The sequence below is a fragment of the Nitrospiraceae bacterium genome, assembly GCA_021373015.1.
Lineage (GTDB): Bacteria > Nitrospirota > Thermodesulfovibrionia > Thermodesulfovibrionales > UBA1546 > JAJFTJ01.
This window is the reverse complement of the sequence record JAJFTJ010000007.1, coordinates 40,470-54,313: the sequence shown is the minus strand read 5'-3', so window position 1 is coordinate 54,313 and position 13,844 is coordinate 40,470. Positions and strand designations below refer to the sequence as shown.

The following is a 13,844-nucleotide window of genomic DNA, read 5'->3' as shown; positions in this document are numbered from 1 at the left end:
ATTTTACAAATAACAAATGGCTGACGGCAGAGAGATAACTTCTCTTCTGCTTAAAAAATATCCTGACCCGCAGATAGCTCTTAAATTTTCGAGCCCTCTGGAGCTTCTGGTTGCAACTATATTATCTGCGCAGTGCACTGATGTCCGGGTTAATGAAGTTACAAAAACCTTATTTAAAAAATATAAAACAGCAGAGGATTATGCCAAAGCTGATCTGAAAATCTTTGAACAAGAGATAAAGTCAACTGGATTCTTCAGGAACAAGGCAAAGATGATAATTGGATGCTGCAGAATGCTGCTGGAAAAATTCAAAGGTGCAGTCCCCTCCGAAATAGAAGAACTCACACAACTGCCGGGAGTCGGCAGAAAAACAGCTAACGTGGTATTGGGCGGAGCCTTCGGAAAACAGTCCATTGCAGTCGATACTCATGTTTTAAGAGTCTCGAACAGACTTGGCATTGCCGATTCCAATAATCCTGATAGAGTGGAACAGGAACTTATGGCTTCAATACCAAAAAACAAATGGACAAAATTCAACCATGCATTGATACTCCACGGAAGAGAGACCTGCAAGGCTCGGAAACCTTCATGCAGTATATGCATACTGTATAATGAATGCGAATGGATTGAGAAGAATAAATTTATAAAAAATTGAGAGACTACAGTGTTAGATATGATAATAAAAATGCTTCAGAAAACTGAGGGCTTTATTTCTGGTGAGGAGATGAGCAAAAAGCTGGGGATTACAAGGGCAGCAGTATGGAAAAAGATAAGAACATTGAGGGCAAAAGGATATAAGATTAAAGGTTCTACTGCAAAAGGATACAAACTCACAGAATCACCTGATTTTTCTGTTGAGGAATTAAGCGGTATTATAAAAGGAACTTTTGGCGCCCAGATTGTTTATTTCGAAAGCATTGATTCTACAAACAACAAGGCGATGGAACTTGCAGAAAAAGGTCTTGGCCACGGCGCTGTTCTAATAGCAGACACGCAGCTAAAAGGTAAGGGACGTCTCGGAAGAACATGGATATCTCCGCCAAAAGGTAATATCTACATGAGTGTTATTCTTAAGCCTGAGATTCAGCCAAAAGACGGAACCCTGCTTACTATTATGGCTGCAATAGCGTGTGCAAAGGCAGTCAGGTCTCTGACTTCAAAACATTCAGAAGAGCTTCAGGTAAAAATAAAATGGCCTAATGACTTGATGCTCCTTAATAAGAAATTTGGCGGAATCCTTACTGAGATGAGATTAGATCCTGATAGAATAGTAACCGCGGTTATAGGCATAGGCATCAACGTAAACATAATACCAGACTCCCTTCCTGCTGATGTAAAAGCTGCAGCCACATCTTTAAAAGAACATCTCGAAAAACCATTATCAAGAACACAAATTATTGCTGAGATATTGAAAGGAATGGAATACTGGCATGAAAAACTTATAAAACAAGGCAGACAACCATTGCTGGAGGAATGGAAGAAATTGTCTTCAACTCTGGGAAGAAAAGTCAGGGTAAGCGCAGGAAATGAAACATTCACAGGAATTGCCGAGGATATTGATGACGAAGGAATGCTGCTTTTAAGACTGCCTTCAAATACTATCAAAAGAATTAATGCCGGCGATCTGACTTTCTTAATTTAATCCTGATTCGAATTGAATATTTCCTCGAAACGCTGTTTTGATTTGGCAAAGGCATTTAGTACATCAGGGTCAAAGTGATGAGGCATGGTTCTTCCGTCTCCCTTGATTATGATATCCACGGTTTCCTTATGGGTATAAGCGCGCTTATAAGGCCGCTTGTTTATCAAGGCATCATACTGATCCACCAGCATAACTATCCTTCCTTCGATTGGTATATCTTCACCCTTTAAACCCTTTGGATATCCTGTGCCATCCCATCGCTCATGATGGGAAAGCGCGACAGCAGCAGCCATCTGTATGCTTTCATGAGACGACCCTGATAATATCTTCCAGCCTATTGTTGTGTGTGTTTTCATGATCTCGAACTCTTCAGGCGTCAGCGGTCCAGGCTTCAGAAGAATATCATCATGTATTCCTATCTTTCCAATATCATGCATCGGGCTGGTAAAGGTTACCCCCTCGATGAATTCATGCGGCATGCCTAATGCTTCTGCAATCGTCTCTGAATACAATCCTATTCTTACGATATGAGTCCCTGTGTCTGTGTCCCTGAATTCAGCAGCAGCTGTAAGCTTAAGTATTAATTCTTTGCTTATATTCCTGACCATCTCAAGAGCATCAGCAATTTCCTTTGTCTGTTTCTTAACAGTAGACTCAAGCATGGTTTTGTAGTTTTTTTCCATGTCAAGAAGCCTGTTATGCCTGCTTGCCTTGTTAATAGCATTGATCAAATCCTCGGGATTAAAGGGCTTAATGATAAAATCAAATGCATTGCCTTTTATGGCATCAACAACCAGATCGATGTTTGCATATGCAGTCATCAGTATTACTGGCAGTTCGGTGTGAAGATCATGGGCATGCTCAAGCAGTTTTATTCCTGAGATCCCGGGCATTCTTATATCCGTTAATAAAATATCTATCTTTGTTTTTTCAAGTCTTTCAATTGCAGCCTGACCGTTTTCAACTACATATACGTTATACCCGAGTTCAGATAAAAGCATACTGGAAGATTCTCTTACGAATTGGTCATCATCAACAACAAGAACTGATTCTCTCTTCTTTTCCATTACAATCTCCAGTTATCTCAAATTATTGCCATTCATTAACAAAAGTTATTCATTCTTCCAGAACCTTACTCACCAACTTGATAAGTTCAAGAGGTAAAATTGGCTTGGAAATAAAATTGAATCCTTCATCAAGTATACCTTTTCTCTTTATCACATTCATTGTGTACCCGCTTGTAAATATAGCTTTTATACCAGGCTTTATTTTTTTAGCCCTTTCATAAACCTCTTTCCCGTCTATGCCCGGCATTATTAAATCAAGCAGCAGGAGTTTTATCTTATCTTTATTTTCGCTGAATTTTTTTATTGCTTCCTCGCCGTCTTCTGCCGTAAGAACTTTATAACCGAATTCCTTAAGAACTGATTCTATTATTTTTCTTACTGATTCATCATCCTCTGCTAATAAAATTGTCTCAGTCCCTTGCCTTAAACTTCCCTTTTGCTTCAGCTGTTCTTTTTCTGCTGTTTCATGTTTGATTAAAGACGGAATATATATTCTGAATATCGTGCCTTTGCCGGGCTCGCTGTATACATTGATATAACCATTGTGCTGCTTAACTATTCCATATACCATGGCAAGCCCTAGTCCTGTTCCTTTTCCAATATCTTTTGTAGTGAAAAAAGGCTCGAAAATCTTTGACTTTGTAGCCTCATCCATTCCTGTCCCTGTGTCTGTGAATGACATAAGCACATACATGCCTGGTGCTCCACAGGCATGCGCACTTATAAATTCTTTGTCAAGCCATACAACATCTGTCTCTAAAATTATCTCTCCGCCGTCAGGCATTGCGTCGCTCGCATTTGTAGCAAGATTCATCAGTATCTGTTCTATCTGAACATGGTCTGAAAAAATAGCAGTGTCTTTTTCTGTAAGCTCAAACTTAAAGATTATATCTTCTCTTATGAGCTTTAAAAGAAGCTTTTCAATATCCCTTATAATGCTGTTCAAATCAACTGGATTAAGATTTATAGGCTGCTTTCTTCCAAATGCAAGAAGACTTTGTGTAAGTTTTTTAGCCCTCTCCGAAGAGCTGAGTATCGGATCAACGAATGTATTCAACTCATCATCCTTTTTTATTTTCATCTTTATAAGAGTCGCATATCCTACTACTGCTGTGATTATGTTGTTGAAATCATGGGCTACTCCTCCTGCAAGCTGTCCGATTGCCTCCATCTTCTGGGCATAAAAAAGCTGTGCCTCCATTCTTTTTTTATCAGTGATATCTCTTACTATGCCTCTATAAAAAAGAGTTTTGCCTTTTTCATCCTTGTGAGCCTTTGCAGTTATAAGCGCTATTGCAACATCCCCGCCTTTTACTTTCACGACAGTCTCAAAATCCTTTGCATAACCTTTTTCTTCAACCATCTTTTTGAATTTAAGTCTATCTGATTGACTGAAATATATATCTCTGTCTATATCAAGATTTAAAACTTCTTCTTTTGAAGAGTATCCAAACAGCCGGACACCTGCCGGATTAATATCCAGAAATTTTCCTTCAGGCGTACTTATGTAAATTACATCTTCTGATTCTTCGAAAATTGACCTGTATTTTTCCTCAGATTCTCTTAATAAATTTTCTGCTTTCTTGCGCTCTGTTATATCCCTTACAATAACCTGAGCCCCTGTCTTGCCTTTATAAGCAAAAGGTGTTGCAGTCACTTCAACATCAACATATGTTCCATCAAATCTCAAATATTTTTCTTCTATAACAGGAACTATTTCCTTGTCATCTCTAAGCTTATGTATCCTCTCCTTAACTATATCTCTATAATCAGGGTGGATAAAATCCACAACTTTTTTGCCGATGATCTGATCAGGGCTGGATGCTCTCAAGAGTCTGACTCCCGCAAGATTTATGAATGTGACTATTCCTTCGTTCTGTATAAAAATCGTATCAGGAGAGAGTTCCACAAGCCTTCGGTAGCGTTCTTCTTTTTCGAACAGTTCTTCTTCAGTAAGCTTGCTTTCTTTAAGCCTTTGTCTGTATATAACAAACAAGACAAAAAATCCAAATACTAAGAGAACAACAACTGTAAATATTCTCATCCAAAGATGTCTTGGCTCATCAATAAAAAAAATCGAAAAAAATCCTCTATCCGAATGAAAAAAAATGCTGTCTATTATCGAATCAAGAAGCCAGTAAAAAGCTCCAAAAACAAGACTCATCCATATAATATTCGATTTTTTGATTTTTCTCATGAGTCAACCTTTTGGTATGAAAAGGTAAAAGATGAACGCATATAGTCACTCAGCATTGTTTCTGCTGTTGTAACAACAGTTATATTGCAACGCATTATCACAATCTCATTGTATCACAACTAATCTGGTAACTGAATATGGAATCTGCCGTATGTTCTTCATCCGTAAGAGAAAAATATTGCGATAAATACTTATAAGTGGCAGAATAAATATGCTGTTTTTCTACTAAAATCCTATTGATGAGGTCTTGTTAATTAGATGAATATCATGGCAATAGACATAGGCAATTCATCGATAAATATAGGTTTTTTTAGAGGCCTAACCATAGTATCAAAAAAAATCAGCGCCCGTCCGGCATTGTCATCTTCCGGCTATGAGACTGCAATAAACAAAATTCTGAAAGAAGATAAAACGCCTTCTTCTTTCGAAGGATCTATTATCTCATCAGTTGTCCCTGATAATACTGAAAACATTAAAAACGCTTGTAAATCCTTATGCAAAAAAGAACCTCTTATACTTAATCATAAAATGAACACAGGAATGACTCTCGACATAAGAGAACCAGAAAAACTTGGTGTTGACAGAATTGCAGCCTGCGCCGGAGCCTGCGGATTATTTGGGCCGCCGGTTGTTGTTATAGATTTCGGGACTGCAACAACGATAAATTTCGTGGTAAAAGATAATGTATATAAAGGCGGTGCGATAATGCCTGGACTGCAGCTCATGAAAAATTCACTTGCATCAGAGACTGCACAGCTGCCTGATGTGAATCTGACAAAACCCAAAACAGCCGTTGGCAGAGATACAGGAGAGAACATCCTTTCAGGAATCATATACGGCACAGCCGGAGCTGTAGAAAAAATAATAAAAGAAGCTGAAAAAAACGGAAAAGATCATTACAAAGTGGTTATTACAGGAGGCAATCATGAGATCATGCTTCCTTTTCTTTCAAAAATTGATTTTATCGAACCTGATCTCGTCTTGAAAGGCCTTAAATTTATTTATGAGAGGAATGTATGATGCACGAACTGAGAAAAGATCCTCTTCTTAACAGATGGGTTGTTGTGCTTTCAGATTCAAAAGCTCCCGAAGAATACATTGCGGATCAAGATAAAGAACAAGCAGAAGCAGAGTCCTCCTGCATATATTGCTCAGGCAGAGAAAAAGAAACTTCTCCAGAGATAACTGCAATCAGGAAAGAAGGATCACAGCCAAACAGCTCTGACTGGTGGGTGAGAGTTGTGCCAAAATCCAATCCGATACTTCAGGTTGAAGGCGATATGGGAAGAAAAGGTATAGGTATGTACGACAAAATGAGCAGTATAGGCGCCAACGAGGTAATAATCGAAGCGCCTGAACACAATATAAAACCTGAAGACATGGGGCTTGCTCAGATGATACGGATAGCATCGATCTACAAAGCCAGGATTTCTGATCTCCAGAGAGATATGAGGCTTAGATATATAATGATATATAAAAATTCAGGACATGAGGCCGGAGCTGTAAACTCCCATTCGCATTCACAGATTATTTCCACGCCGGTGCTGCCTAAGTATGTAAAAGAAGAGCTTATCGGCGCAAAAAACTACTTTGCTTATAAGGAACGCTGCATTTTTTGCGACATAATGAGAGAAGAAATAAACTACGGCAAAAGATTAATTTTTGAGACCAAGAATTTTACTGCTTTTTGCCCTTATGCACAGCGTTTTCCATTTGAGTTCTGGATAATGCCTAAGAGACATTCATGCGCCTTTGAAGACATGAACAAGGATGAACTTGATGATTTCAGTCTTATGCTTATGACTGCAATAAAAAAATTACGCAAAGTATTGAAAAATCCTCCCTATAATTATATTATTCATACAGCGCCCAACAGGGTTCCAAGACAAAACCACTGGCACACGCTCGGAGAAGACTATCACTGGCATCTGGAGGTAATACCAAGACTTGTACATATAAGCGGATTTGAATGGGGATCAGATTTTCATATTATAACTACATCCCCTGAAGACGCGGCAAGTTACCTAAGAGGAGGCTGAGATGGAAATCAAAAGAATACTTTTTCCTACTGATTTTTCAGAAGGGTCAGACCATGCCCTTCCCTATGCCATTGACATGGCAAGGAATTACAATGCAAAGCTGTATATAGTTCATGTAATCTATGACATAGCAAGAGCTGTTGGCTGGCATGTAACGCATATATCAATAGACGACCTTTACAAAGACATTGCTGAAAACGCAAAAAAAGAAATGGAAAGATACAGTAATGATATTCCTAAAAATTTAAGCAGCGTCGAGAAAATAATATTAAAAGGCACGCCATATTCAGAGATAATTAAATTTGCAAAGGAAAACACCATAGACATTATCGTAATGGGAACGCATGGCAGAAGAGGGATAGACAGGGTATTATTCGGCAGCACAGCAGAACGCGTAGTAAGAGATGCTCCATGCCCTGTGCTGAGCGTAAGACAGCCTGCCCATCACATAAAAAATAAATAAGGAATCGCATGAAAATATATTTATCAGATAATGCATTTATCGATCTCCTGCTGAGTTCAGCAGAGGTGTATAAGAAGGAAAGTCTTGGTTTTCTGCTTGGTTATAAACCCGAGGATAGATTCGTAATTGAACATGCATTCAGCTTGCAGACGGCAAGGAGAAAACATAAGGGAGTTGTATTCCAGCACAAAAATCATAAAAAGATCGAGCCTATACTTGAAAAATTCGAAAGGCTGCAGATAATAGGTGATTTTCATTCACACACGCAATTCGGAATTACAAAAGGACTCCCGATACCAAGCGAAGAAGACATAAAAGAGATGAGGCAGGGGTCCATATATCTGATTGTAGCCATAAACAATAATGAGAAAACCATGAGTTGGAGGGAAAACAGAGACGGCACAATATCCGGTTCTGTTGGTAATTTCTTTTTTAAGATAGCCGCATATTACATGAAAGGTAATTTGAATATAAAAAGAGCAAGAATTCACTGCCCATTCCCTCCTGGATTCTGAGGAGTCCTGCTTAGGATATTTCATTTGAGTATAATTATAGAGAAGAAGGTTTAATTGACAATAAAGCGTTTTATAGTTTTCTCACTGATATTCCATTTAATAGTAGTTCTGTCATTTTTCTTAAAACTGCCTGAAAGAAAAAGAACTGAACTTCAGCCTTTTTTTGCAAATCTTGTTTCGCCTGATGAGATAAAACCAGGAGGCGGAATGCTAAAAAGCACTCCTCCAAAAACAAAGGTCTTGCCTGTCCCGCCTGGCATAAGCAAACCTAAACAGCCTCGCAAAGTTTCAAAAGGCACATCAGAGGGAAAAGGGATTAATAAAAAAGAAAAAAAATCTTCTTCGCCAGCAAACCTTGCTCCTTCACCTTCAGGAATTTTTCCATCAGCGCCTCTGAGCAAATACAATCTTTTTGATCCTGAGACAATCGCAAAACATGCTCAGAAAAAAACAGAACAGAAAAAAGAACAGGGGACATCATTATTGAATCCGAAAGATCTGATCCCATCAGGCAGCGGAGGGAAATTATCCCGTTCGCTTACAGAAGGCCCCGGCAGGATTCTTAGTGAGCAGAGCATTGGACTTGCCACAGACTCAAAAGACCTTATTTACCTTAGATATCTCGAAACAGTAAAAATGAGGATACAAAGTGTGTGGATTTATCCTTACGAGGCATTATCCAGAGGCATCTATGGAGACCTCTATATTAATTTCACCATAAAAAAAGATGGCACGCTCGGTAGCATTGAGCTTATCAGGACATCCGGCTATACACTCCTTGATGATGCAGCAATGAGAGCAATCAAAGATGCTGGTCGCTTTTTGCCTTTGCCTGAAGGCTGGAAAGAGGATGCTCTCACAATAAAGGGACATTTTTTATATCTGCTCTCAATTTATTAAAACTAATAAGTTTTATAAAACTCAGAACCAGACTCCAGATATTCCTTCTGATATAATTAATCTATGAAACCGCTCAAGTTTCTCAAAGTCAGCGATAAGGTTAAAAAACTTAAATGCCCGTTAAAAGCTAAAAAACATCTTGGACAGAATTTTCTTTTTGACCCTTCTATTCTCCAGAGGATCGTCGAGGTCTCAGGAATCAAACTGGGAGATACTGTTGTAGAGATAGGTCCCGGACACGGAAGACTGACAAAGATGCTTGCAATAAAGGCTGATAATGTTATTGCAATAGAATATGACAGAGACCTGTACCAAAACTTAAAAGAAGAGCTAAACAGACATAAGAACATAGTGCTGATCAATGGAGATGCGCTTGACTACCCTTATGAAACACTGTCAGAATTCATGGTTGTTGCAAACATCCCATACTACATCACAACTCCAATAATATTCCGCCTCATCGAGAGCAGAAAAAATCTTAAGTCCATGACACTCACTATCCAGAAAGAAGTGGCGGAAAGAATCGTTGCAAAACCTGGGGTTAAAGATTATGGAGTTCTTTCATTGATGATCCAATATTATTCTGAGCCTGAATTGAAGTTCATAATCCCACGAGGCGCATTCAGGCCTGTTCCTAAAGTAGACTCTGCTGTTGTTAAGATGAAAATGCGAGAATCACCTCCAATAAAAGTTAACGATGAAAAACTCATGTTTCGTCTCATAAAAGCTTCTTTCACACAGAGAAGAAAAATAATCTCTAACTCTTTAAAATCGTTCTCTGAAAATATAAGGGAGATTCTCTCATCAGCAGGAATTGACCATATGAGAAGAGCAGGCACGCTGAGCATCGAGGATTTTGCAAGACTGGCTGATATCCTGAGTGATGAACAATTGCATGATAAAAAGGCATGAGAAAGTTCGAGATAATTGACATATCAGGCGACATAGGTATCAGGGCTTGGGGAGAAAATCTCGAACAGTTATTTGTAAACACTGCGCTTGGGATGTACAGCCTCATCACTGATCTTGAAAAAATAGATGAAAGAAAGACGGTGGAGATCGCTACGGAAAATTCCTCAGTCGAAAGCCTTTTGATTTCATGGCTCAACGAATTAATATTTGAGTTTGATGCATACAATTTTTTAGGCAGAAACATAAGTATATCCGAGATAAAAAATAATGAACTTAGGGCGGTTGTTTCAGGAGAAAGATTCGACCTTCAAAAACATGAAAAAAAATTATTAATAAAAGCAGCTACCTATCACATGCTCAAAGTTGAGAAGAAAAATAATATCTGGGAGTCAGAGGTTATCTTTGATATCTGATAATTTGGAGCAATAGGCATTACAACAATATTATGCAAATCTCTAAGTTAGTTGTTTTGTCTTTACCAGCATGTCTTAGTGTGCTAATATTCCAATAATAAACGCCCTGAGATTAAACGCTATATATGACTTGCCGTGAGGCAACGGGGCCGATAGCGATTGATCTGATATTAGTGATAATAATTTATTTCGGAGGTGAATTTTGAAACTTAATGCACCAAAGCAGATTACATTTTTAATCGCTCTGGTAGTGGCAGTGGTCGGTGTAATTTCCAGTTTTGTTGCCATACCTGTACTGTCCGGGTTCGCCTTTTGGTTGGTTGTAATAGGTTTTATTATCCTAGCTGCAGGCAATACGATTAAAGGATTGTAATATCTTTTAAAATCTGGGTGTCATCAGTTATCCTCCGGTAGGCCTCGTGAAGAATAAGGATGACACCCACCTAATAAATCAAATCCTCTATACTGTATTCAATTAAAATTAAAATTAAAATTTTAATAAAGAAGGTATTTATTCTATGCCTTTGGAAAAACTCAAAAGAATCGATAAAACAAAAATAGAGATACCAAAAGACTACAAAGAAGGAATGAGAGTTAAAGGTATTATCTATGTAGACGAACTATTGGAAAAAGGACTTGAAAGCCAATCAATAGAACAGACTGCAAATGTAGCAACTCTGCCGGGTATCGTAAATGCCTCTCTTGCAATGCCGGATATCCATTCAGGGTATGGATTCCCAATAGGAGGAGTAGCGGCTTTTGATATTAAAGAAGGGATCGTATCCCCCGGCGGTGTTGGGTACGATATCAACTGTGGGGTCAGACTTCTAAAAAGCAATCTTCAAAAAAAAGATATCCTGCCAAGATTAAAAGACTTGGTGATTAGTTTATATAATGAAATCCCATCCGGTGTTGGTTCTAAGGGCAGAGTGCGTCTTACACTTGATGCAGAAAAAAAACTTTTGCTAAAAGGAGCGCGCTGGGCAGTAGAGCAGGGTTATGGTGATGCCTATGATCTGGAAAAAATCGAATCAGGCGGATGTATGGAAGGCGCTGACCCTGAGATCATAAGCGATAAGGCGTATGAAAGAGGCAAGGCACAACAGGGAACTCTGGGCTCCGGCAATCACTTTCTCGAAATACAGTATGTCGATGAAATATACGACGAAACAGCAGCAAATACACTCGGGGTATTTAAAGAACAGGTCACTGTCATGATCCACACAGGCTCAAGGGGTTTCGGACATCAGGTCTGCACAGATTTTCTTGAGACAATGGGAAACGCCTCAAAAAAATATAAGATCACACTTTCTGACAGAGAACTTGCCTGCGCTCCGTATAGTTCTACTGAAGCTGAGGATTACCTTTCTGCAATGAAGGCTGCTGCAAATTATGCATGGGCAAACAGACAATGCATAATGCACTGGACAAGAGAAACCTTCATAAAATTTTTCGGCATGTCTCCAGACAGTTTATCGATGAATCTTATTTATGATGTCGCTCACAACATAGCTAAAATAGAAGAGCACACAATAAACGGAAAAAAACAAAAATTAATAGTTCACAGAAAAGGAGCAACAAGGGCATTTCCTCCCGGACATCCCGAACTTCCTGCAATTTACAAAAATATTGGTCAGCCTGTATTAATTCCCGGAGACATGGGGCGTGCATCATACATATTGCTTGGAACTGCAAAAGCAATGAACGAGACATTTGGTTCAACATGTCATGGCGCAGGAAGAGTGCTTTCAAGACATCAGGCGATTAAAAAAGCAAAAGGCCGCGCAATCTGGCGCGAGATGGAAGATAAGGGAATTATTGTCCGCTCTGTCGGCAGGGATACACTTGCTGAAGAAATGTCGGAAGCATACAAAGACATCTCAAATGTTGTTGATGTTGTACATGAGGCAGGCATATCAAAAAAAGTTGCAAGATTAAGGCCGCTGGGCGTTATCAAGGGATAACAAGTACGTTTTCATCACTATAAATACCCATCTACAATCTGATATAATCTCAGTTAATGGAGAAAGTTCTTCGAGTTGTCCCTCTAGGCGGTGTTGAGGAAATCGGCCTCAACATGACCGTTTTAGAATACGGTAATGACATCATAATAGTCGATGCCGGACTCATGTTCCCTGAAGAAGATATGCTAGGAGTTGATTTTGTCATACCTGACTTTTCGTATCTTATCTCAAAAAAAGAAAATATCAGAGGAATAGTCATCACACACGGGCACGAAGACCATACAGGCGCACTTCCCTTTCTTTTAAAAGAAATTGATGTTCCCATATACGGTACGCCTCTTACTCTCGGCTTTGTAAAGGAAAAACTAAAGGAGCACTCGCTTGAAAAATCCGAACTCATTCCTGTAAAGGCTCGCGATATAATCACACTCGGAAGCTTTAAAGTTGAATTTATCCGAGTTACACACAGTATTGTTGACGGCGTAGGACTTGGGATCGATACTCCTCTTGGGAAAATAGTGCATACAGGAGATTTCAAATTGGATCCAACGCCTGTTGACGGACATCTTATGGACTTCCACAGATTTTCCGAATATGGGGAAAAAGGAACGCTTCTTCTTCTCTCTGACAGCACTAATGCTGAAAAAGGCGGATTTACTTTTTCAGAAAAAGAAGTAAGAAGGGCATTTGAAGATATATTCGCAACTTCGCAAGGCAGATTGATAATTGCGACATTTGCATCAAACATACACAGAATCCAGCAGGCAATTGATGTTGCGATAAAATTCAATAGAAAAATAATCCTCTGCGGCAAGAGCATTGTCTCAAATGCTCAGATAGCGCTTGATCTTGGTTATTTAAAACTGCCAAAAGACACATGGCTTCGTTTGGAAGATCTGAAAAACCTGGATGACAAAGAGGTTGTGATAATAACAACTGGAAGCCAGGGAGAACCGATGAGTGTTCTTTCAAGGATTGCAACAGACGAACATAAACAAATAAAAGTAAAAAGCGGTGATACAGTAATACTCTCAGCAAAAATGATCCCCGGCAATGAACGCTCAATAGGAAGAATTATCAATCATTTATTCAGAAGAGGCGCAAATGTCATATACGAAAAGGTCTCAGAGGTTCATGTCTCAGGACATGCCTCAAAAGAAGAACTCAAGCTCATGCTTAATATGGTGAAACCTAAATATTTTATGCCGGTGCACGGAGAATACAGACATCTTGTGTATCATTCAAATCTTGCAGAGAAGGTCGGCATCCCTAAAGAAAATATTTTCATTCAGGACAACGGAGAGATTCTCGAAATTTCAGAGCAGGGTGCAAAGAAAAATGGAAAGGCAATCTCAGGAAGAATTTTTATTGACGGCAAAGGCGTTGGAGATGTCGAGGCAATGGTGCTCAGAGACAGGCGAAGACTCGGGCAGGATGGAATAGTCCTTGTAATTATTGCAGTTGAAAAACTGGCAGGGAAGATCGTATCAGGGCCTGATATCATAACAAAAGGTTTTGTGTTTGAAGATACATCTCCTGAACTGATAAGCGATGTCTCGAGTCTGGTATCTGAAACTTTAAAGCTGCTGGACAGAGAGATAATGTCAGATTCCTCTCTTATCAAAGAAAAAATAAGAAGCGTGCTAAAAAAATATCTTAGGAACAAGATGGAAAAAAGTCCTATGATAGTTCCTATAATATTTGAGGTATAATTAATTACTTTCATTAAACA

General features: G+C 39.0%; 13 protein-coding genes. 11 read left to right on the top strand and 2 right to left on the bottom strand.

Annotated features, from left to right (window positions below):
- The first annotated feature begins 16 nt into the window (after positions 1-16).
- Both nth and LLF28_04215 read left to right on the top strand, forming a co-directional pair.
- Entirely contained in the window at positions 17-655 is a 639-nt protein-coding gene (gene nth, locus LLF28_04220; protein MCE5194650.1) for an endonuclease III, read from the top strand.
- 18 nt (positions 656-673) lie between these two features.
- Positions 674-1,642, top strand: a complete 969-nt coding sequence (locus LLF28_04215; protein ID MCE5194649.1) for a biotin--[acetyl-CoA-carboxylase] ligase — start codon at positions 674-676, stop codon at positions 1,640-1,642.
- Here LLF28_04215 and LLF28_04210 read toward each other — a convergent pair.
- Together LLF28_04210 and LLF28_04205 are read right to left on the bottom strand one after the other, a co-directional pair.
- On the bottom strand, positions 1,639-2,709 hold the full coding sequence (locus tag LLF28_04210) for a response regulator (protein ID MCE5194648.1): 1,071 nt from the start codon (positions 2,707-2,709) through the stop codon (positions 1,639-1,641). The genes LLF28_04215 and LLF28_04210 overlap by 4 nt on opposite strands.
- A 49-nt stretch (positions 2,710-2,758) precedes the next feature.
- Positions 2,759-4,906 carry a PAS domain S-box protein gene (locus LLF28_04205; GenBank protein MCE5194647.1) on the bottom strand — a complete coding sequence of 716 codons (2,148 nt, stop codon included), beginning with the start codon at positions 4,904-4,906 and terminating at the stop codon, positions 2,759-2,761.
- A 258-nt stretch (positions 4,907-5,164) separates the two neighbouring features.
- Here LLF28_04205 and LLF28_04200 point away from each other — a divergent pair, with 258 nt between their 5' ends.
- The 9 genes from LLF28_04200 to LLF28_04160 all read left to right on the top strand — a co-directional run bounded on the left by LLF28_04200 (position 5,165) and on the right by LLF28_04160 (position 13,824).
- Positions 5,165-5,926, top strand: a complete 762-nt coding sequence (locus tag LLF28_04200; protein MCE5194646.1) for a type III pantothenate kinase — start codon at positions 5,165-5,167, stop codon at positions 5,924-5,926.
- Complete coding sequence (locus tag LLF28_04195) at positions 5,923-6,945, top strand: galactose-1-phosphate uridylyltransferase (GenBank protein MCE5194645.1); 1,023 nt, start codon at positions 5,923-5,925, stop codon at positions 6,943-6,945. Before LLF28_04200 ends, LLF28_04195 begins: the two co-directional genes overlap by 4 nt.
- A 1-nt stretch (position 6,946) precedes the next feature.
- A complete protein-coding gene (locus LLF28_04190; GenBank protein ID MCE5194644.1) occupies positions 6,947-7,408 on the top strand; it encodes a universal stress protein in 462 nt (153 codons plus the stop codon).
- A gap of 8 nt (positions 7,409-7,416) precedes the next feature.
- The gene (locus tag LLF28_04185) at positions 7,417-7,923 is read left to right on the top strand and encodes a Mov34/MPN/PAD-1 family protein (GenBank protein MCE5194643.1); all 507 of its coding nucleotides are present in this window, start codon (positions 7,417-7,419) and stop codon (positions 7,921-7,923) included.
- A 54-nt stretch (positions 7,924-7,977) separates the two neighbouring features.
- Positions 7,978-8,823, top strand: a complete 846-nt coding sequence (locus LLF28_04180; protein ID MCE5194642.1) for a TonB family protein — start codon at positions 7,978-7,980, stop codon at positions 8,821-8,823.
- A 63-nt stretch (positions 8,824-8,886) separates the two neighbouring features.
- A complete protein-coding gene (gene rsmA / locus LLF28_04175) occupies positions 8,887-9,735 on the top strand; it encodes a 16S rRNA (adenine(1518)-N(6)/adenine(1519)-N(6))-dimethyltransferase RsmA (protein MCE5194641.1) in 849 nt (282 codons plus the stop codon).
- The gene (locus LLF28_04170; protein ID MCE5194640.1) at positions 9,732-10,148 is read left to right on the top strand and encodes an archease; all 417 of its coding nucleotides are present in this window, start codon (positions 9,732-9,734) and stop codon (positions 10,146-10,148) included. The genes rsmA and LLF28_04170 overlap by 4 nt, the downstream gene beginning before the upstream one ends.
- A gap of 518 nt (positions 10,149-10,666) precedes the next feature.
- The gene (locus LLF28_04165) at positions 10,667-12,112 is read left to right on the top strand and encodes an RtcB family protein (GenBank protein MCE5194639.1); all 1,446 of its coding nucleotides are present in this window, start codon (positions 10,667-10,669) and stop codon (positions 12,110-12,112) included.
- Between the two features lie 56 nt (positions 12,113-12,168).
- Positions 12,169-13,824 (top strand): ribonuclease J, encoded by a 1,656-nt coding sequence (locus LLF28_04160; GenBank protein ID MCE5194638.1) that lies wholly within the window; start codon positions 12,169-12,171, stop codon positions 13,822-13,824.
- Positions 13,825-13,844 lie beyond the last annotated feature (20 nt).

What these genes read in the sequence shown, in the direction of transcription:
- LLF28_04195 (MCE5194645.1), top strand. Translation starts at nt 5,923, where the DNA reads ATGATGCACGAACTGAGAAAAGATCCTCTTCTTAACAGATGGGTTGTT.
- LLF28_04165 (MCE5194639.1), top strand. Translation starts at nt 10,667, where the DNA reads ATGCCTTTGGAAAAACTCAAAAGAATCGATAAAACAAAAATAGAGATA.
- rsmA (MCE5194641.1), top strand. Translation starts at nt 8,887, where the DNA reads ATGAAACCGCTCAAGTTTCTCAAAGTCAGCGATAAGGTTAAAAAACTT.
- LLF28_04185 (MCE5194643.1), top strand. Translation starts at nt 7,417, where the DNA reads ATGAAAATATATTTATCAGATAATGCATTTATCGATCTCCTGCTGAGT.
- LLF28_04170 (MCE5194640.1), top strand. Translation starts at nt 9,732, where the DNA reads ATGAGAAAGTTCGAGATAATTGACATATCAGGCGACATAGGTATCAGG.
- nth (MCE5194650.1), top strand. Translation starts at nt 17, where the DNA reads ATGGCTGACGGCAGAGAGATAACTTCTCTTCTGCTTAAAAAATATCCT.
- LLF28_04200 (MCE5194646.1), top strand. Translation starts at nt 5,165, where the DNA reads ATGAATATCATGGCAATAGACATAGGCAATTCATCGATAAATATAGGT.
- LLF28_04210 (MCE5194648.1), bottom strand. Translation starts at nt 2,709, where the DNA reads ATGGAAAAGAAGAGAGAATCAGTTCTTGTTGTTGATGATGACCAATTC.
- LLF28_04190 (MCE5194644.1), top strand. Translation starts at nt 6,947, where the DNA reads ATGGAAATCAAAAGAATACTTTTTCCTACTGATTTTTCAGAAGGGTCA.
- LLF28_04160 (MCE5194638.1), top strand. Translation starts at nt 12,169, where the DNA reads ATGGAGAAAGTTCTTCGAGTTGTCCCTCTAGGCGGTGTTGAGGAAATC.
- LLF28_04205 (MCE5194647.1), bottom strand. Translation starts at nt 4,906, where the DNA reads ATGAGAAAAATCAAAAAATCGAATATTATATGGATGAGTCTTGTTTTT.
- LLF28_04215 (MCE5194649.1), top strand. Translation starts at nt 674, where the DNA reads ATGATAATAAAAATGCTTCAGAAAACTGAGGGCTTTATTTCTGGTGAG.